Source organism: Vampirovibrio sp. (assembly GCF_041737375.1).
Lineage (GTDB): Bacteria > Cyanobacteriota > Vampirovibrionia > Vampirovibrionales > Vampirovibrionaceae > Vampirovibrio.
In genome coordinates, this window is record NZ_JBGSRV010000003.1 from 1 (window position 1) to 20544 (window position 20544).

10 protein-coding genes are annotated in these 20544 nt (G+C 51.3%); 6 read left to right on the top strand and 4 right to left on the bottom strand.

Going from position 1 to position 20544, the window contains the following annotated elements; translation table 11 throughout:
- Window positions 1-258: 258 nt before the first annotated feature.
- On the bottom strand, window positions 259-945 hold the full coding sequence (locus ACEW81_RS00750) for a response regulator (protein WP_373531047.1): 687 nt from the start codon (window positions 943-945) through the stop codon (window positions 259-261).
- A gap of 398 nt (window positions 946-1343) precedes the next feature.
- Here ACEW81_RS00750 and ACEW81_RS00755 point away from each other — a divergent pair, with 398 nt between their 5' ends.
- Both ACEW81_RS00755 and ACEW81_RS00760 read left to right on the top strand, forming a co-directional pair.
- A complete protein-coding gene (locus tag ACEW81_RS00755; RefSeq protein ID WP_373531048.1) occupies window positions 1344-3338 on the top strand; it encodes a tetratricopeptide repeat protein in 1995 nt (664 codons plus the stop codon).
- Window positions 3339-3611: 273 nt separating this feature from the next.
- Window positions 3612-6491 (top strand): glycosyltransferase, encoded by a 2880-nt coding sequence (locus tag ACEW81_RS00760; protein ID WP_373531049.1) that lies wholly within the window; start codon window positions 3612-3614, stop codon window positions 6489-6491.
- 188 nt (window positions 6492-6679) lie between these two features.
- Here the strand turns inward: ACEW81_RS00760 and ACEW81_RS00765 are convergent, their stop codons facing one another.
- From ACEW81_RS00765 to ACEW81_RS00775, 3 genes are read right to left on the bottom strand one after another with little or no spacing between them, the layout of a single operon-like run.
- Window positions 6680-8371 carry an alpha-amylase family protein gene (locus ACEW81_RS00765; protein WP_373531050.1) on the bottom strand — a complete coding sequence of 564 codons (1692 nt, stop codon included), beginning with the start codon at window positions 8369-8371 and terminating at the stop codon, window positions 6680-6682.
- Window positions 8371-10242: a hypothetical protein gene (locus ACEW81_RS00770; protein ID WP_373531051.1), complete on the bottom strand. Its 1872-nt coding sequence runs from the start codon at window positions 10240-10242 to the stop codon at window positions 8371-8373. Before ACEW81_RS00770 ends, ACEW81_RS00765 begins: the two co-directional genes overlap by 1 nt.
- Complete coding sequence (locus ACEW81_RS00775; RefSeq protein ID WP_373531052.1) at window positions 10242-11597, bottom strand: hypothetical protein; 1356 nt, start codon at window positions 11595-11597, stop codon at window positions 10242-10244. Before ACEW81_RS00775 ends, ACEW81_RS00770 begins: the two co-directional genes overlap by 1 nt.
- Before the next feature lie 501 nt (window positions 11598-12098).
- On the opposite strand from ACEW81_RS00775, the gene ACEW81_RS00780 reads away from it, so the two are divergent.
- From ACEW81_RS00780 to ACEW81_RS00795, 4 genes are all read left to right on the top strand, one after another.
- Window positions 12099-16475, top strand: a complete 4377-nt coding sequence (locus ACEW81_RS00780; protein WP_373531053.1) for a hypothetical protein — start codon at window positions 12099-12101, stop codon at window positions 16473-16475.
- Between the two features lie 207 nt (window positions 16476-16682).
- On the top strand, window positions 16683-18044 hold the full coding sequence (locus ACEW81_RS00785) for an MFS transporter (RefSeq protein ID WP_373531054.1): 1362 nt from the start codon (window positions 16683-16685) through the stop codon (window positions 18042-18044).
- 126 nt (window positions 18045-18170) lie between these two features.
- Window positions 18171-20123 (top strand): ABC-F family ATP-binding cassette domain-containing protein, encoded by a 1953-nt coding sequence (locus ACEW81_RS00790; RefSeq protein WP_373531055.1) that lies wholly within the window; start codon window positions 18171-18173, stop codon window positions 20121-20123.
- A 90-nt stretch (window positions 20124-20213) separates the two neighbouring features.
- Complete coding sequence (locus tag ACEW81_RS00795; RefSeq protein WP_373531056.1) at window positions 20214-20438, top strand: DUF3185 domain-containing protein; 225 nt, start codon at window positions 20214-20216, stop codon at window positions 20436-20438.
- Window positions 20439-20544 lie beyond the last annotated feature (106 nt).

Below are 20544 nucleotides of genomic sequence, written 5' to 3' on the forward strand. Positions count from 1 at the left end.
ACTCCGGGGGCGGCCAGTTCTTTGTTTTGGAATGACTGGCTCAATCAGTTCCCATTGCTCGTCACTCAAGGGTCTCCAAGGCATACGCTATCCTCTTCCAAACCCTGAAATTCTAACCCAAAGTTACCGTATTGGCTCTAAATTCAAAACACCAAAATCCAAAAATATGAGTTGCGCTCAAAAAATACGGCATCGTCTGTTAAGTCGGAATCTGCCAAAATAACCACACTTTAAATGACCAGGTCCTTGTCCCCTTAATTATAGCAAGGCATGCTGAACGGCCTTGACTGCGGCCTGCATGCGATCCTGCACCGATAATTTTTGCAAAATACTGCAAACATGGGCTTTGGAGGTATGCAAACTAATATCCAGGGCTTTGGCAATTTGGGAATTGCTCATGCCTTCCACAATAAAACGGAGGACTTCTCTTTCCCGATCAGTTAATGCCAGATGACGGGTTAAAGCCCGTTTATTTCCCCCTTGGGCAAACACCTGTAGCGCTCGGGAAGCCACCCGAGGATCCAGCCAAAGAGCGCCTTCACAAACCGATTTAACCACCTCCACCAGCCGTTCGGAAACGATATCCTTGAGGCAATAGCCATTGGCTCCCGCCGCCAGGGCCATAATCACAGAGTCCTCCGTCTCATGAGAGGTTAAAATCAGGATTTTGGTGGTTTGGTTAAATTTCCGGATTTCTCGGGTTAATTGCAGACCGTCCATATCAGGAAGCCCCAGGTCCAGAAGCAATAAATCCGGCTGATGCTGCTTAACCAGTGCCAAGGCCTGTTCCCCGCTTTCCCCTTCTCCAACCACCTGAAACGCATTGTCCGCATCAAGAACCATACGAATGCCAATTCGAATTAACTTGTAATCTTCCACCAGTACCAATCGAAGTTTTCCGTCGCTTTGTTTTCCGTCGCTTTCTCGTTGAATCGCTTTTGACATTGCTGTGCTAACCCCTATCTTTCTTTCTCTACGTATATATGCTTCTCATTATTTTTTTCTACGTGAATCATCGCTGAACGATTTTTGATTGTTTTATAAGATATTGTTTTAGAGCCTATTCCGGTTTGGTTGGCCGAATTATAGGGAAAGCCATTTCTGATTCTAACTAGCTTGTTGGGTAAAGGAAAAATGACGCTTGTCTAATCCTTACTCAACAGTAAGCGCAGGTCATCCGCTCAGAAGCGCTGAGGATTAAGACCCCGCAAGCATTCTGAAGCACCCTTCACCAGCCGCCCCATGCTACAAGCCGCACAAATTAGACCATAGAGGGATGTACGAGAGCATTGCTTTGGTTATGATGCGACGACAATCAAATAAGAGTGGAGAATCCTGATTCTATGCGGACTCAATCAAACAAGGTGTGGGCCATTGCCCTGAGTGTTACGTTTTTTAGCGTTGGCTTTTTTAGCGAAACCCACTTAAGCGCTGAAGCGGCGGCTCGGGTTTACAAAAGCGGCACCTCATACACTCGCTCTTTGCGAAATGCGGATGGCTACTTGCAAACGGGTGTGCATCAGGCTGCTGAAACTCGTTATATGAATATTTTAAAATCCAATCCCGGTAATATTGGGGCCAGAGCGGCTTTATCCAATGCCCAGGCCGAGTTGTACAAACTGGACGCCGCTGAAAAGAACGCGGACATGGTTCTTTCCAGAAACCCCAAAAACGCTATGGCCCATATTGCCAAGGGCATTGTATACCGCAACCGAACCGCTTCCATGGACATGACCTACCGCAGCAAGCGGGATGAGCTATTAGCCCAATCCGCCGAAGCATTGCGCAAAGCCATTTCCCTGGATTCCGATTCACCGGAAGCGCACAACCAGCTAGGACAGACTTACCGTTTTATGGGCCGTAACAACGAAGCCCAAAGCGAATTTCAAAAGGCGCTGGAACTGGATCCCCGTTTTTCTGAAGCCATGTTGAATGAAGGCATTATGCGGATGGAATCCGGTGATGCCAGCGGGGCCAAGGCCCGGTTTCAGGAAGCCATCAAACTCAACAGTAAAAACTATTTGGCCCACTATCGCCTGGGTTCTGCCCAATTGGCGGCAGGTGACCCGCACGAAGCTTTAAAATCCCTGAATACCGCCTTGGCACTAAACCGGGGTAACGCCGTGGTCATGGCCAAAATGGCGGAAGCCTATCAGGCTCAGGGAAACACATCAGCAGCCATTGCCAATTACCGCAAGGCCATTCAGGCCAATCCCGGCTTAATGCCTGCTTATGTGGGCATTTCAGATATTTTTGACGGCCGGGGCGATGGCGAACTGGCCATGTCGGAGCTGAGAAGCGCCTTAAACGTCAATCCCAACTTTTCGGCGGGAAGAAACCGGCTGGGACGGATTGCCCTGACCGTGGACAAACCCGATCAAGCGCTTCAGTACTATAAAGAATCTTTAAAGCAAAACCCCAACGATGCGGACGCCATTAACGGTATTTCACAGGCGCTGACCGTGGTGGCCCAAAAGCAGGCCAACTGGAGCCAGACAATGGGTTCTGAGAGCGACTTGGTGAACGCCGAGCAATCCATTCAGGAAGCCTTGCGTATGAATCCCGGTGATTTGCGCCTGCATTTGGCCAACCTGCGAATCAGCCAACTGGCTGGCAAACCGGCCATGACTGAGGCTGAAATGAACAACTTGGCAAATCGCGCCCCGCAAAACGAAGCCGAAGCCATGGTGCAGGGAGAGGCTTTTCTAGCGCTGGGACGCTATCAGGAAGCCGATCAGGTGTTTAGCGGCCTGATGCAACAAGCCGCCGGAAACCCCGACAAATTACTGGTACTGGGAGACACCCTGAAAGTGAACGGGGATCTGCCTCGGGCCAAAGACGCCTACCGGGCGGCCCTTGCCTCAGAACCGGGTAATTTAAAGGCTCAGCGGGGCATTGATCGCATTGAAAAAGCGGAATCGGAATCCCAGAAAACATTGAGAACCGCCAAAGCCCTCAACACCTGGCGTCGTGCCGGTAAAGAAAGTTCCATTGATTTTTACGAGGACACCCTGGCAAAAAATCCACGCCAGCCAGAACCCCGTTTGGAACTATCCAAACTGTACGAAAAAACCAAGGACTACGGACTGGCTGCCCGCTCCTATCAGTTCTATCTGGGATTGCGCCCCGATATGCCGTTGAAGGAACGTGAAGGCTACCAAAAAAAGATAGCCAAGTTGCAGGAAAAAGCACAGGAAATGGCCCTGCGTCAAAGCGGTAACCCGCAACCCCAAGGGGGAGCGGCGATGCCCTACAGCAGCCAGCCCGCCCAAAGCAGGCTAGCCCCGCAAGACAACGTCTTTCAACTGAGCAGTCCGGCCAACACCGCTCAAAAATAAAAGCAAAAACTTTTCAAACGCCCTGAAGTTCGCTTCGGGGCGTTTGTGTTTGCAGTCTTCATTTCAATATCTTTTCAACATAATTTGTATCAAAGACTTAATTATTTGAGGTGTTCCATCCGCTGAAACCGGTATGACTCATGGTTGGCAGCGAAATGGGTTTATGCGTTAATAATGTTTCGTTCAGGGTCTATATTTTATTTTGGAGCCATAAGGCAATTTCCGTGCTTCAGCATGCTTTTTAAAAAAAAGGCGCAGGGGTAACTTCATTTAATGTCATACACCATTCAAGGCACTCCAAAAATTAGCTACATCCCTAAACCGTTGCACTTTGGGCAAACGGGTAAGCCGGATCAGGGCAATATTCAGCATACGCCTCAAAACGGGGTTTGGATCACCACCGAACGCTCACCGGCAAAGGTGGGCGGGCTGGGAGAGGTTTCCAAAACCATCCCGGAAGCGTTCGCCCAATTCATGCCAAAAAAAGATTTACGGATTATTGTGCCTTATCTGGGCAAACACCGGGATGATGATGAAAGTAAAAAAGCCGCGCTGGCCCAAGGAAAAACCGATGTCAGCGAACAAGATATTTTTCAGCCCACCGGCGCCCAACTGAATTTTGAAACCGATGATGGCCGTCAGGCCCGACTGGAAGTACTTCAAAAATTTGAAGACGCCACCGGCTTTAAGGAGCACAATCAATCCCGAAAAGACGGTGAGAAAGTAGGCAACTGGGTTTACGCCCTGCGCAACGACGACTACTTTATGGGCAAGAATGAATATGGGGTTGAGGCCGAAAAAGGCTTGTCCGATTACACCTACAGCCCAGAGGCCGGTGAATTTGACAAAGTAATGCTCTTTAACAAGGGTGCCAAGGAACTGGTGCCTTTGCTGGATGGCAACAGCACTGATCCCCGCGCTGCCCGACTCAGCCGGTTCAACAACCTGCACAAAGCGCAAGCCTTCCCTGATAAAAAAGGGGTAAAAGCACCTGCCAACCAGGATTTTCGAAAAAATATCGATTTCGTGATTACCCACGACTGGCTGACCGGTGCCGTTAGCAATGAGTTGCCCGATTTGCCATACACCCGCAAACATTTTGTGGTTCATAACATGTTTGATAAAGAGCAGGCCCCTCATGTGGCCCTCCGAACCGGCCTGCTCACCCCTCCCCGGCTGTTTAATCAGGAGCGCACCTTTTCCGCGCTGAATGCGGGTATTGAGCCTTCTGATTCTATCTGGGTGAACAACAATTTTAAAAAAACGGTGCTGGAAAGCACCCTGCCCAACGGCGCCCCCTTTATCAACACCTTGCGTCAAAAAAGTGAAGCGGGACGCACCCACAACTTGCACCACGGCCTCAGCCTGGATTACACCGCTTCTGGCCCCCAAGCCCCTGCCTGTCTGGAAGAATCCTATACAGCTCCCCCGAACAGTGGCAAAAAAGGGTGGCTGAGCCAAGCCCAAAGCAATCAGCAAAAACTGACCCAAAACCTGAATACGCTGAATGAAAAAGCCAAAAACCTAAAAGCTGCCAACAAAACCCAGGAGCTGAAGCTGCTGAATAAAAGCATTACCAAAGCCAAGGCGGATTTGAACAAAGTCACCATTCAAATTAAAGCCGCCCAGGCTGGACATGCGGCAGGGCTTGCAAAAGGGGATGATACCCCTTACCAGTTCCAAAAACTGGCGGTGAATGAAGGCCAAACCCTGCCCACCCCGGCGCAAATGCAAACCTTCAAAGCGGCCAACAAAGCTGCCCTGCAAAAAAAGCTGGGGCTTAAGCAAGATCCGGATGCCACCATCATCGCCTGGGCCGCTCGGCTGGATCCCCGCCAAAAAAACGTGTACCTGTTTATGAAAAGCGTTGAAGAGATTTTAGAAAACGATCCCGAAGGTAAGGTTCAGTTTGTGGTGGTGGGCGATACCTCGGATCCCCAAATTATTGAATGGATCAATGGGATCAACAAAAAATACAACACCGACAAAGGCGAAAACCGGGTTTACATTCCCAACGTGTTCGCCAACCAGGATGAAGTCAAGCAAATTAACGCTGGGGCTGATTTCACCGCCCTGCCCAGCCTGTATGAACCCTACGGCTTAACCCAGCTAGAGGCCATGAAAATGGGTTCGCTTCCCATTGTGCATGGGGTGGATGGGCTTCGCAGCACGGTCAGTGATCCTGAAATGAACGAAAAGCTGAAAGCCCTCACCCCACCGGATGAATGGGAAGCGGTATGGGAAAAAGATCAAAACGGCATTTTAATGGAGCCGGTGGATATTGATGAGTGCAAAGCCTACATTGATGATCGCCAGGATTTTGAAGCACTACAAGCCTTAAAATCCAAACTGGATCAAAGCAAAGAACCCCTGCCCAAAGACGACCCCACCACGCTGGCCGACTGGAAAAAAAAGCAGGATGAGGCGCTGAAAGCGTTGATGGGAAAAATGGAAGGTTTGGCCAGCACCTTTAAACACAAGCTGGAAAGCTTTCAATTGCAATCCACAGAATTGAACCAGGCGCTTCAAAAACTAACCGCCGACGGCACGCTGACCCCGAAGCGAGAAACAGAACTAAATCTTAAAATCCAGTGGTTGAAGCAGCAAACCATGGAAAACTCTCCCCTGAGCCGCCGTGCCCAACAAGCGCAAGCCGCTTATCAGGAAGTGCTTAAAAACCCGGATACGCTGGAAACGGAATACGAACGCATCAAAAAACTGGTTGAACCCGATGAGAATACTAACGTCAAGGCGGCAGCCAAGCTGACCCACGCCATTCATCGGGGCATTGACTTGCTGAAAGACAAAGAAAAGAATTCGCAAATTCGGATTGACGCCATTGATTACGTAAATACCGAGCACGACTGGAAAAATATTTTACAAAAGTATTACCAGCCCGCTCTGGAAAATGACAGCCTGGATACCGAAATCCGAACCAGCCGTTCCAAAGAATTAAAAGAATTATTAGAGATTCAGGCGGCGTTAAAGCCCCCCGGTCCTGAGAATAAAAGCTACGCGCAAACCCGGCCCGGTGCCAGCGCAAAACCCAGTGGTTTTTCGGAGACGATGCGATATTACTGGAACACGTTCTGGAATATGAACCAGAAATTCTGGGCCGCGATTGGACGACTTGTTTCACTCCGCAAGGACTAAAACAACGAACCCCAGAAAACAAAATAAAATCTAGAAAAAATAAAACCAAGCGAGGCGTTGCCTTACCTGGTTTTATTTTTTATTTTTCTTTCTTTTTTTGAGCGTTGTAGGCTGGGCGCATTTTGGGCAACCCAAAAAATGGCTCATAAAGCCCTTCATTGCGCCAAACCCAACGAGCGCACTACCACTTAATACGTAGGCAAGTACCGGGACAATAAGGGGGTGTTGATTTCAAACAGGTGGAATCGTCCCGGCCCCAAATCTACTTCCAGCTGGTTTACACCGGGGAAAAACTGGCTGGGGCGTCCATAACTAGGCGCCAGATTATTAAGCGGCTGAAAGGCAGTCATGCCCGGAATGGACAAAGTGGCCTTAGAACGGGCGTTGATGTCTTTATTGGCCACCACCAGCAAGGTTTTTCCGTTGGCCTGACGGGCAAAAGAAATGACCTGATTATCGGCCACATTGCTGTTGGCCGGAATGGGAATAAAGGCCCCCTGAGTTAAAGCGGGTCCGTATTGGGGACTGTTTCGCAACGTCAGCATATGCTTCATAAACAGGCCAATTTCCGGGTGAGTGCCTTTGTGCTGCGGCACGAAATTGAAAATATCAAACTCCCCGGTATAGCCGGTGGTAAACCCATCCAGAATATAAGGATTGGTCCACGGTTGAGCGGCCATTAGCCCGGAGGCCAAAATGCTCATGGGAGCGCCGCCATGCTCCATCAAACTGGGATCATCGTGGGTGAGGAAGGAGCCGATAAACGATTTATCGTTGCCGCCCTGCTGGCTGGCCCGTTGGAACATGGCCCGATTGGACAGCAAATAATCCATATATTCCTTGGCGTTACGCATGGCATGGAAAATATGAAATTGCCCGTACATAGAATCAAAGCCCGACTTCAACAAGGCTTCTGGAATATCACGGGGCAGGTTTTTCAGCGGCGATTGATCCTCTTCGCAGTAGCTTTCAGCCAGCCAGGCCTTATCGGCATATTTACTGGTGAAGTGCTTCCAAAAATCGGTGGTGCGGGCTCTGGCTACATCCACCCGAAAGCCATCCACACCAACCTGATTGGCCATCAGGTCAAAAAAGCCTTCGTAATACTGGCGCAAGGCATCATCGTTTTTAAACATCACAATGTCCACCCAGTTGGTGGGGGTGAGCTTATTGCCGTTGCTATCCTTTAAAATCAAATCCGGGCGGGTGCGGGCCAAATCTTCAGAAGCGCAACTGGGCACATCCACCATCACGTGAATATTGCGTTTGTGGCATTCATCCACAAACTGGCGGGCCTCCTGCAAGGCGTTGGTCTGATTGCCGGGGGTGTCAAACTCGGGATTAATGGTGTGGTAATCGGAAGGGGCGTACAAACTACCCGCTGCTCCCAAGCGCCGGGTTTGCCCAATGGGATTGATAGGCAACAGGTGAATGGTATTGACCCCTAAAGCCACCAGCTGATCCAGATTTTGAACCGCTGATAGAAACGTGCCATTTTCTCCCAGCATGGGGGAGATGCGGCCATCCATATTTTTATCCTTGGCCCCGAACGTGCGAATGTTCAAGGCGTACATAACGGCCTGATTTTTATGAAACATTTGTTTTAACTTATTTTGCCACACTGGCCCCTTGGCCCAACCGGATGCAATGGGGCCAGCACCGGCAACACCATTCAACCCCATGGCAGCCCCGGAAGGGGAAGTTACAGCAAGAGGAGCGCGCATAAACATATCAGGGCGGGGCAAAGCAGGCATGTACGGCAAACCACCAGTGGCCGAAAAGGCAGGTGGAGTCGCAGCAGAAGGCCGGTTCATGACTGGATAAGCCTGGGGATAATATTGGCCGTAACGGACGGCTGGAGGAGGGGAAGGGAAAGCCATCAGGACGGTCCTCCGCTTTGCGGTTGTAAGGGCGGCTTGAAGTCACGACCTACCATCAGGGCGGAATAAAGCCCGGAGGCCACCAGCATGGTGCCACCCAAGCCGTAAACCACCCGGTTTCGCCACATGGCGTGAGCCTTCACATCTTTCAACACCCGGCTGAGGTGTGAACCAGGGTTAGCCCCCATCAATTGGTTGGCAATTTGATGCTGTCCGCCAGCCAGGGCATTTTCCATTTCAGAGAAAGCCGATCGCTGCAAGGCCTTGGCCGCTTGAGAGTTACCGTCACGCTTTTGGTTAATTAAATCCGTGAGCGTGCTGTTGGTCAAATTCAAGCGAATGCCATGGCGAAGCTCGGACAACGCTTTCTGAGCGGCTCCATCCAGAGTTTTTTCGGTGAAGCGTTTTTCAAAAGTTTTCTGGGCTTCCTGCAGAACCGCCCGATAATGTTCCACCGTGCTGCCAGCGTTGGTAATATTTTTTTCCATCTGGTCAGCGTGCTGCCGAACCAGATTCAGGCGCTTTTGCAAGGCCTCTTGTTTGTTTGTGTCCTGCGTTTTTTTCAATTCGGTTTCAAAATGATCTTCAAACGTGTGCAGGAAGTCTCGGGCTTTTTTACGCAAGGCGCCCAATTTACCGCCAATTTCACGGGTGATAACGCCCTGATCATCAGTTTTTTCCAGCACCTTGAATTCCCGGTCCAGATAAGAGAGAGTACGGTCCACTTTTTCTTTGGTCAGGCCCTCTACCCGGTTTTTGGGATGCTGGGCATCCTGAGTCTCGGCTTCATTGGTGAAATAACGGGTAATCTTGTCACTCAGCAACGTATCGCCTTCATCCATCACTTGCTTGCGGGTTAAAGCGTTTCTCAAGCCGGTTTTGTCAGAGATAGCCTCCCCGAAATCTTTCCACCAGCTGGTCAGTTCCGATTCCGGCAACGGGCCGGTCAACCGGTTCAAAGCCGCTTTCAAGCGCTTCTCAAATACTTCGGGCTTGTCGTGAGACATGGCCTGCTTGGCCCGGAAGCTGTCCACGCCTTTGGCCATCCAGTTATAGCCCCGAATTACCGGGCCTTGTAAATTATCCGCCACCAAGCCGGAAATCACCGGCGTGGCAGGACCGGCCATCAGCATCCACCAGGTGTGGGTTTGCACCGAAATCTGGCGCATTTTCTCCTCGGTTTCCCGGCGTTGATTGGGGCCGGGGGCGATATTCAACCGCTTGGCCACTTTGTCCATGGTGTCGGCGGGTAAAATGTGCAACGGCAAGTAGTTGGGGTCCTTGAAAATGTTCAGCCGCTCGCCATAAGTGCTGTCGTACTGTTGGCCCAAATTAACGCCGGTTTTGAGGCGAACCATATTGTTAATGACTGTGGGCGTGGCGGCCATGGCCCCAAACCAGCTCATAAAGCCCACATATTCGCCAATGCCTAAAATTTTCTGCTTTAAGCCCACGGTGGCTAGGGTGGCAATGGCCAAGCTGCCAAAGCGCTTCATCTGATCATCCAAATCAGCCAACTGGGAATCCTTTACCGGTTGCTGGCGGGCCACCTGGGCCAAGGTTTTTCCGGTATCGGCCCAATTCGGTTTCAGGCCTTCAATCAGTTGATGGGTGGCCAATCGGGCATACAGGCCCGGATGCTTTTTCTGCAAGTCATCGTTGGCCGGAGGAACCTGCACAGGCGCTTGTAACGGCAAAGCAGTCACCATCCCCGCTCTTTCCGGCAGGCGGCTGGGGCCCATCATGGGGTTCAGCATCGGGCGCCAGTTGTTCAGCGGAACTGGCGGACCATAAGCAGGCGCCCCAAAGCTTCTTCGGCTAAGCAAAGAAGGCCCGTACAAGGGGTAGCTAGGGGGGAAGCCATTACCCATCAGGAGATACCTCCCCGATACCAGAGATTAGGATTGAGCGAATCGGAAACAACCGGCGCTATTGAAAATGGCTGGACGGGTTGCTGGGAAAATTGCAAGGCGGATTTCTGAACGATCATGCCACCCTTGGACTGCATTGCCGGGTTATTATCAGGCCAAGAGCCTGGAATGGACGGGATAATCGGGCCTGAAATAGGCATGCTGTCATTTGAAACACCGGGTTGTCCAGTTTCCATGCGCTGGGCCACTTCAAACACCCCTTTGCGAGGCAGCTTATCCACATGCCCGCCGGGCAACTGCTGCTGAATGGCGGCAGTGAGAGAGGATTGCTCCGGGGCCAGAGCGGGAGAGAGGTTGGTGATAAAAGGAGACTCAAACGGCTTTCGGCTTCTGGCGCTGGCCATCCAGCTATGGCCAAAAATCATGGCAACCAGCGCCCCGGCGGTTCCCCATACACCGTAGCGGAGGTACTTGGCTTTTTTGAGGGCTTGGGCATCCAGGCCAGCCTGATGAGCGGTTCCCATAAAGGCCTCTTTGAACGGATCGGCGATTTTGGAGCCAATATGCGTGCCGGTGTTGACCAGACGGGTGACCACATTGCCTTCCGTTTTATACTGGAAGTTCCAGATGTTTTTCAGGTTGCTCCAGCCGCCGTCTTTCACCTTGAACAGGCTGGTCCAGGCATCGCTGCGAGCGATATAACCCGCGCCCACCGCCGCCAGAATATTTCCTAAAATCAGCTTGTCGGCTCTGGCGGCACTGATAATGGTGCGCACCTGATCCTGCACTTCCCGCTTGGGATCGGAGACATCATCAGGCACGCCCAAACGCTTCATCATGCGGCGATAATCGTTGCCTTGCAGTAAGTCAAACCGGGGAAAATCGGTACTGGCAAAAACCCGTTCCACATCGCCATTGGCCTTGCGAAACTTCAGATTTAAATCAACGCCGGTTTTGGCCTTATAAAAGCTGTCGATACTTTTATTGGCGCCCAGCACACCCAGATAATAAAGTCCGACCCCCACTGCCTGACGGGCAAAATCCACCTTGGCCCGACCGGCGGCAAAGCTAAGCGCCAAAACAGCCCCGCCCGCATAGTAAGGAATAGAAGTGACGTTCAGGAAGTTGGAGAACGTAAAATTAGAATCGCCCCGCAAGCCGTGATAAATGGTTTTGGGCAGTTTAACCAAAGTTTCATGAGCGGCCAGCTTGGTTTTACCCCAGGCGTTTAAGCGCAACAGGTTGTCGTCAAACGGGGTATCCAGATTATATTTTTTGCGGGTAATGGGATCGGCCAGCAAGTCGGTAACCGGAACGGGGCTGGCCTCGTTATGGTATGCCAGCGCCGGATTCATAGCGCTGGGCGGCTCCTGGCCAAAGGCCACAGGCGGGGCCGGGGGGCGAAGTTTTGCCCCGGGTGTGGTCAGTTGAGTTGTAAAATTTGGCGTAATGCCCATGCGAATAATCCGAAAGATACCCCTAGACTTTCGTGAAACACCGACCCGGTGCTTATTTTGACCGGTGCTTATATTTGAAAGATATAGGGCTGGTATTGGAGGACTAACAAATTTGGGTGTCTTTGGAAGTACTCATAGTAACAGCCCTCAATTTCATTAATTGTCATGAAACACGGGGGAATTCCAACCTTTTTATCAATTACTTTATTAATAAAAAGAACAAATGAATCAGGCCCAACCCCATGCCCTGAGAGAATTTAAAAAAGAGCTTAAAAATCAATTTGGCACTTTTTGGCATGTCGTGATTTTTATAGTATCACTTTGAATAGAAGCGTTTTGTCAGGGGTCTGTAAACGCAAACCAGTCATCCAGCCTGAACACCCCCACACGGGGATTCTTATGGAAATTGATTTACAAACCGCCAGACCCGCCCAGCCATTATTGAGGAAAAAACCAGCCGTGACCAGCGTTAAGCCACCGACAGTTCGTTTTTCCGGTTATAAATACGATGAAAATAAAAACCCGTCGCTGTTTTTACCTGGCTTTAAAAACGCTAAAAAAGTGACAGCTGAAATCCTCCCTTCCCCTGAATCCGGGCTTTCCGCCGGTACCAAAGTGGAAATGACCTCACAAGACGGGTACTGGACTTTAAACGGAAACTCAAAACTCAAACCGGGCGCTGCCTATCGCTTCCACGCCCAGAACGCTCAAGGCCAAGCCATGGCCGTGCCGCTGGATTTTCTGGAAACCGTGGCCGTTAAAAACGAGCAATCCGGTGCTATGGAAACCTTTAACCGCATTGCCCTGCATGACGAGAACACACCGCAAAAAAGCTCGGTTTTTGCCGACATTTACGCCGACAGCATTTTAACGCCAGCCCAAATCCAGACACTGGATGAACAAGAGCGCCAACGCCTGAACTGGGGCAAAGACCAGAAACCAATCCCCGCCCGCTTGCCGGTGCTACCCATGCGGAACCATTTTAATAAATTTAACCAAATCACCCTAAACCCGGAAACCTTCGAGAAAAAGGGCCTTCTGCCCGATCAAGCGGAAACCCACGGCTACGAAGAAGGTTTGAACCAGCTGGTGCCCAAACTTCGGGAACGGGGGGTCTCCGCCATTTTGTTCAAACCCTTTATGGGGGGCGATAATTTATCGTCGCACCGCTACTGGACCACCGATCCGTATGTGTTGAACGATACATTTCGCAACAAGGCCGCCTTTCGAAACTCTCTGGATTTGATGCTGAAAAACGGGATGAAGGTATTCGCCGATGGGGCCTTTGTCAACCAGGGTCTGAACGGGGTGCAGGTAATGTCCAACCTGCGAAACACCACTGATTCCCCCTACTGGGGAAACTGGTTTAAATTTGGTGATCATCAGCCCGGACTGAAACAGAAATTGCCGGGCCTGGCCCAACAGCCTTACAAGTTTGGGGTACTGCCCACCAAAACCGTCAATGGTTATTCGGAAATTGATTATGCGGCTTTTGCCATTCGGCTGTTAAACAACCCGGTGGATGAAGCCAGTTACAACCCCAAAAAGCCCACTTTTATTGAACTCTATGATCCCCGGCTGGAAAAGCAAGATGGCACCCCCATCCCCCTGTCACTCAACCCGGCAGATCATCAGGCCACCGCGGAGGCCCTGAAATCCAGCAACAATTCGGTGCAACGCTATAAATTTCCGGTCGATCCCGAAACAGTGCGGAAAAAAATGATTGCCCCTAACACTGGCCCGGATCCCAAAGCCAAATTTCTGGACTGGACGAATTTCAGCCTGACAGTGCCTTCCGCCGATGATTCCTCCAAAAAGTGGGACGGGCAAATTGATGTGGCCCTGATGAACACCCAAAGCGAAGAAGTAGTGGACTACCTGAAAGGGGCGGTCAATTACTGGAGCCGCATGGTCATGAACCACTACACCCACACCGTGGCCCAAGAAATGCAAAAAGCCAAACAACAACTGGTAATCAAAAATGGCAAGGACAACGTTACCGAGGCAGACATTTTAAAGGCGGTCACCCAAACGCGAGAAGCGACCACCCGCATTTTGCCCCCCGAAACCCATGCCGTGGATCATATTAATGCGGAAACCGCCAAAGAATTCGCAATGGCCAGCGCAGATTACGAACCCAACCAAACCGGTGGCGCCTTTGCCAAAGCACTGCTGCAAAATGTGCCCCTCAATACCTTGCAGTTACCCGTTTTATTTAAAGCCAACCTCAACCAGCCCACCTTCCTGACATCGCTGGCCCTGCGCACCGGTAAACTGCAAAATTTTCTGGAAGATCGTTTTCTGGACCTGATTGATATTCCCTATGTGGGCAAACCCTTTGAGCTGCTGAGCAACCTTGCATTTTCTCCCCGACTGGAAAAAGCCATGGGCCGAAAAATGCAGCAGGTATTTGATGAATTAAGCCAGCAAGGCAGCGCCGCAAACAAGCTGAAGCATGCCAACATTCAATCTATCGTGGCCGATCAATTGGGCGAAAAGTTTTACATTAGCCTGCTCACCGGCAAAACCCTGAAAGAGGCTGAGCAGCTTGTTCAGAACCCGGAGCGACTGGAAGCTGCGTTTTATGAAAGCCTGCCCCCCAGCCTGTCCCAAGCCTCTCCCCAGGATGCGGCCCGCCGCTTGCCAGCTCTGCTTCGCAAACGGTTGAGAGAACTCAACCACGCTGGCCCGAATCATACCCCCTCTCTTCAAGTGCAAGTGCGGGAAGAGGTGGAAAATATTGTGAAAGACCTGGATCCCCAACTGGTGAATTTGGCGGCCAAGGTCATCCAAAGGCGGGAATTTGGGTTAAACTGGCGCATTGACGCCGCCAAAGACGTGGCCGACATGGACAAGGTAAAAAATACGCCGAACGATGAAAAGGCCCGTCAGGAGTTCAAAAAGCAGATTCAGTATTTAAACCAGTTTTGGGGGCAGAAGCTGGGTGGAGCCATGCGGGCTGTATTCCCAAAAGCCTCTGTTATTGCGGAATTAACCGACTTTGGAACCTTGGCCCGAGACGGGGCCACCGGCACCTTGGGAGAAACCCAGAAAAAAAGTCTGTTTGATAACAACACCTTTACCAGCGCCCCCAATATGGAGCACACCTACAGTCCGTTGTTGCAGCTGGTGAATTACGCCCAGCGGCCCGATGAATTCGGGGCTTCGGTGATGACCGCTGGCAAATTCATGAAGGAACACCTGCAAAAAATGACGCAGGCCGTCCCGCTGTTTTCCCAGCGGAATTTCCAGAACCTGACCGCCAGCCCCGACTACACCACCACCACCCATGCCCTGATGGTGAACCCCGAACTGTTCAATCAGGATCGTAACAAGCAAATGGGGCTGATGGAATTTTTTGAGCAAGGCGTTCATGAACTTCAAAACATGGCTTGCTTTGCCAACCAGCGAAATGAATTAAAAGCCAAGCTGGGCATTACCACCGATGCGGAACTGAAGGCTTGGTTTGATGATTTCAAACAGTGGATTCACCGCTCCAGCAATGCCAATATTGATGGCGACATTGCCCGCAAAAACCCTGAGTGGCCGCCCGAAATTTACAATGCCGACAACAAGGCCGCCCTGTGGGATGAGAAAACAAAGCCTGAAAAGCACTATCTGAGAGGCCCGGTGCCTCACGATTTTAAACGCCAGTTCGCCGATCAGGTGCTGGGCTTGTGGACGGATCGACTGGACCCTGAAAACGGCGTATCGACCAACCACCGCTCCCGCTTGAAAACCGTGGCCCAAAAAAGCCCCACCCTCAGCAGCCCGGATGCCAATTTGCGCCAAACCGGCATCGACGTGCTGAAAGAGCAACTGAAACGCCGCATGAGCGAATCCGGGGAAGTGAAAGCCATGCGGGCCGTCATTAATAACGCCGTGGTGGAACTGGCCAAAACCAATCACACCGCCCAAAATCCGCAGGCCCTAAAAACCCTGTGGGACGCACTGGATAAAGCCATTAAGCGCTGGGGAACCCACTTTGGTTATCAGCCGCTGGATACAGCGCTAAACCATGTGTTTGAGCAATTTGAGCAAGCCAACAACGAACTCAATGAAAACGGCCTGAATCGCGATGAAATTGAAGCCTTCAAACTGGGCATCTACAACACGGCTATCAAGCCAGTGCTGCATAAGCAAGAGCGTATTTTCGCCATTCAAAACGCATTGCCCGGCAACCCGTCAGTTTATCTCCACGATTTATTGGGGCAAGGCGGCAGTGAATTAACCAACAACATTTACGCCCAAAACCGGGGCATCATGCGGGTGGATAAACTGCAAGAAGAAAATAGCGACTTCTCTCGATATTTAGAGCGGGTAGGCACTATTTTTAAAAGCCGAAACAATCTGGAAGTGCTAAACGATGGCATTGTACTGCCAGTGGAAACCGATGACGCCCACGGCATTTTGCCCATTGTGCGTGATAATGGCAGCGATCAGGCCATTGTGCTGATTGATACCGGCAAGCAAAATGTCAAAAACGGCGGGGTGATCAAGCCGCTGGATACTGACATGAAGTCCAGCCAGTACAGCAAGGTGGAGGGCCAGTGGATGGATGAAAATCGCACCATGGGTATGCCGCTGACCTTGAATTCTGAGCATTTAGTGCCGGAAACCACTTATATCGATCAGGAGAGCGGGGAAACCTTCAAAATTAACCAGGCCCACCAACTGGTAAAAGTGGAAAGCGATGGCCGAGAAATTCAAGATTTCGCCATTCGGGCCAACCGCATTTTGTTGAGAAAAAATCCGGCCCCCACCGCTGAGCGTTGAGAAATGTAAAGCCTGATTTTGCGCAACGCAATCTCGGTTTTGGGTAAATCTCAGCCGGGTATTTTCCGGTGGGTAGCCAATTTAACCCCTCTGTAGGACAATGTTCAATCAATGCTGTTAGGGGTTCGGTATTGAAGACACGGAAACACTATCCAGTCGCTTTTGTTTTAGTTGAAACATCAGACCCGCCGTAAAGGAAACACTGTAATGCCGCCAGGAATTTTAATGCCGCCCGTTCAGGAAAAACGGCCCGTCCACAGCGCCTCACCCACCGTGGATGCGGACGCCTGGAAAAAGAAAAACTTCTGGCAGCTGTTTAATATCAGCGTGGGATTTTTGGGCATTCAGTTCGCCTGGGCCATTCAAAACGGCCAAATGGGACCCCTGCTGGAGCGCTTGGGCTCCGATCCCCAGATGCTGGGCCTGATTTCTTGCGCGGGACCGGTAACCGGGGTTTTGGTGCAACCCATTGTGGGCGCTTTAAGCGATCGTTGCGGCTTGCCCATGGGCCGTCGTCGTCCGTTTTTATTACTAGGCGCCATTTTAACGGTTGTTGCCTTGGTATTGATGCCCAACGTTTCCGCCTTGTGGATGGCTGCGGTGCTGCTGTGGATTCTGGATGCCAGCATCAACATCACCCAAGGCCCTTACCGCTCCATGGTGCCAGATGTGGTTCACCCCAGCCAGCAAGCCAGCGCCTATTCCATGATGAGTTTTACCATTGGCCTGGGTTCGGTGGCCGCCTTTGTGATTGCCGCCATGTTTCCCAACTTGCAGGGCCTGTTTTATTTGGGGGCAGGGGCCATGCTGGTGGCCATGATCTGGACCAGCCTGACCACCCAGGAACGCCCCATGGAAATTATCCCAGCGGATCTCTCCGCCGGGCCGCCAGATAACTTTATAATGGGTACCCTGAAATCCATCGCCAGCATGCCCAAAGAAGGCTTGAAGCTTTGCCTGACCCACAGTTTGACCTGGTTTGGCCTGATGTGCCTGTTCACCTTTTTCTCGGTGTATGTGCCGCACCATATTTTTGGCACCACCGACCCCAACTCCGCCCTGTACGCCAACGGGGTGCAACTGGTGCAAATTTGTTACGCCATTTTAAATGGGGTTTGCTTTTTATTCTCCATGGTCATTGGCAAATTGTGCGCCGCCAGTTCTAAAAAAGCGGTGCATTCGCTGGGTTTAATCTGCATGGCAGGGGCCTTTATCGCCATGTGGTTCATTCAAACCCCCACAGAAGCGATGATTGCCATGGGCCTGATCGGCATTGGCTGGGCCACCACCCTGTCCATCCCCTTCGCCTTGTTGTCGGATCACTTGCCCAAGGGCAAGGAAGGGGTGATGATGGGCACCTTCAATATCTTCATCGCCGCACCGGGTGTTATCAGCAACCTGCTGGTGGGCAAAGTGGTTCACGATTATTTTAACGACAACGTGGCCGTGGCCCTGATTATCGGGGGTATTGCCATGATTCTGTCGGTGATCATGCTGCAAACCGTCAAAGAGCGCAAAACCAGCACGGAGCCGCACCCTCACCCGGAAGACGCCTATCTGGCCAGCTAGCGCTTTTTCACTTCCTATTTTCCAAAGCGGGTCAAATGGCTCGCTTTGCGTGTTTTATACTTATATAATAGGAAACTCTGAATCAAACCCCTCGTCCCCGCCCTTAACCTGAGCTATTGAAAATCAATGATACAACTGTCTGGTGTTGCCAAATCTTTTGCAGGAGAGCCCCTGTTTGAGGAAATTACCCTTCAAATTCGGGATAACAGCCGTTTGGGGCTGGTCGGCCGAAATGGCTGCGGAAAATCCACACTGCTGAAACTGATTATGGGCTATTACACACCAGATGCGGGCAGTATTAGCCGCTCTCCCGGCTCACGGGTGAATTACCTGTCTCAGGAGCCGCAACTCACCCCCGGCCTGACCCTGTATGAAGAAATGAAACAGGTTTACGCCGTGGTAGACAACTTGCGGGACGAGGAAAGCCGCATTCTGGAAGGATTGGAAGCCCTGCCCCCCGATGACCAGATCGCCGCCATTACCCGGCTGTGCGAAGTGCAGGAACAGATCAACATGTACGATGTGGACACCCTGGACAGCCGCATCAGTCGTTTATTGCAGGATTTAGGCTTCAATCAGGCCGATTACGAGCGGAAAACCGATGATTTCAGCGGCGGCTGGCGGATGCGGGTCAATTTGGCCAAGGTATTGCTGGAAGGCGCCGATATTCTGCTGCTGGATGAACCGACCAACCACCTGGATTTAGAATCTTGCGAGTGGCTGGAGCAGTTTTTAAAAGGCTATCCGGGCGGCATTGTTCTGGTTTCCCACGATCGCCGCTTTCTGAATGAAGTCACCACCGAAATCGCGGAAGTAGAGCTGGGTGGCATTACCGTATGGACGGGCAATTACAGTGCCTTCCAACGCCAAAAAGCGGAATTAATTGAGCGCACCCAATCGGCTTACGATCGCCAGCAAAAGGAAATCGCCAAGCAAACCGCTTTTGTGGACCGATTTAAGGCCAGCGCCAACCGCAGCACCCAGGCCAAAAGCCGAGAGCGTCAACTGGCCAAGCTGGAGCGCATCGAAACCATTCAAACCGATCATAGCCGCATGTCCGTCAAATTCCCGCCCCCTCAACCCAGCGGCAGGGAAGTGATTAGCCTGCGGGATTTAAAGAGATCCTTTGGCAACAAGCATCTCTTCAAGGGGCTGGAAGGCGATATTGAACGCAACCAGCGCATTTTTCTGCTGGGCGAGAACGGCTGCGGCAAAACCACCTTATTTCGCCTGTTGTTAGGGCTGGATGAGCCGACCACCGGCACCATCGAGCGGGGCTACAACGTCAAGCTGGGTTACTTCTCCCAAAACCAGCTGGAAACGCTGGATGCAAAGAAAACACCCTTTGATACCCTGCACGAAACCGCTCCCCTGATGACCCATACCGAGCTGCGGGGGTTGCTGGCCCGCTTTCTGTTTAGCGGAGAAGAAGTATTTAAGGCGGTAGAAGTACTGAGCGGCGGCGAAAAAAGCAAACTGGCCATTGCCAAATTAATGCTCACCGGCCCCAACACCTTGCTGCTGGATGAACCCACCAACCACATGGACATTCCAGCCAAAGAAGTGCTGGCGGAAGCCTTCAAGGAGTTTGAAGGCACCATTCTTTGCATTTCTCATGATCGCTTTTTTATTCAGGAACTGGCCACCCACATTTGGGAAATTTATGAGGGCCATTTAATCCAGTACGCCGGAGATTATGACTACTATCTGTTCAAACGGCAGGAACTACGGGCCAAAACCCTTGAAGCCGCTGCCAGCAGAGCCTCACGGGAATCCAAAAAAGGGGCTTCCGTGGTCATTGAGCCAGCCTCCGGCAATGGCAAATCCGGGAATTTAAGCCCCTTGCAAGCCCGCAAGGAAGTGGAAAAAAGGATTACCCGGCAGGAAAAGCAAATTGTGTCTTTGGAAGAAGCCATCACCCAGCTGGAAAACCAACTGGTGGATCCGGCCATCCAGCAAGACTTTAACCAGTTGCAAACCCTGAGTGAAGCCTTGCAGGCTAAAAAATCGGAGCTGGAACAGGCCAATCATCAATGGGAAAGCCTGAGCGAGGAATTGGTAGCCTATCCTGTCAACTGAGCCATTGGTAGACTTCCGACCGATGCCAACGGCAGTGAAGCCTTTTACAATAGAAACAGTAACAGGTCAGCAAGGGAGTTCAACTTTTATATGAAACAAATTATTGGCATTGTGCTGGTGATTATTGGCATTGCCTATTTTTCCTTTCAGGGATTCCGCTACACGGCGCAGGAAAAAGTACTGGATATCGGCCCGTTTGAAGCCACCAAAACCAGCAATCAGGAATTTTTACCGTACTCTCCTCTGCTGGGCGGGGCGATTATCGCAGGTGGAGTGGCCTTGTTTCTGGCTGGATTTCGTCGTCCCTCAGCATAATCAGGGCCTTATGATTTGACATGGGCTTCTGGTCGGTTCAAAATGGGAAGTTAAAGCGTCTATCAACAACCGCTAACTTCCCCTTATTAGACTTGTCACCGACACA

Bases quoted from the DNA above. Each gene is read 5' to 3' on its own strand.
- ACEW81_RS00750 (WP_373531047.1), bottom strand. From the start codon at position 945: ATGTCAAAAGCGATTCAACGAGAAAGCGACGGAAAACAAAGCGACGGA.
- ACEW81_RS00755 (WP_373531048.1), top strand. From the start codon at position 1,344: ATGCGGACTCAATCAAACAAGGTGTGGGCCATTGCCCTGAGTGTTACG.
- ACEW81_RS00760 (WP_373531049.1), top strand. From the start codon at position 3,612: ATGTCATACACCATTCAAGGCACTCCAAAAATTAGCTACATCCCTAAA.
- ACEW81_RS00765 (WP_373531050.1), bottom strand. From the start codon at position 8,371: ATGGCTTTCCCTTCCCCTCCTCCAGCCGTCCGTTACGGCCAATATTAT.
- ACEW81_RS00770 (WP_373531051.1), bottom strand. From the start codon at position 10,242: ATGGGTAATGGCTTCCCCCCTAGCTACCCCTTGTACGGGCCTTCTTTG.
- ACEW81_RS00775 (WP_373531052.1), bottom strand. From the start codon at position 11,597: ATGAATCCGGCGCTGGCATACCATAACGAGGCCAGCCCCGTTCCGGTT.
- ACEW81_RS00780 (WP_373531053.1), top strand. From the start codon at position 12,099: ATGGAAATTGATTTACAAACCGCCAGACCCGCCCAGCCATTATTGAGG.
- ACEW81_RS00785 (WP_373531054.1), top strand. From the start codon at position 16,683: ATGCCGCCAGGAATTTTAATGCCGCCCGTTCAGGAAAAACGGCCCGTC.
- ACEW81_RS00790 (WP_373531055.1), top strand. From the start codon at position 18,171: ATGATACAACTGTCTGGTGTTGCCAAATCTTTTGCAGGAGAGCCCCTG.
- ACEW81_RS00795 (WP_373531056.1), top strand. From the start codon at position 20,214: ATGAAACAAATTATTGGCATTGTGCTGGTGATTATTGGCATTGCCTAT.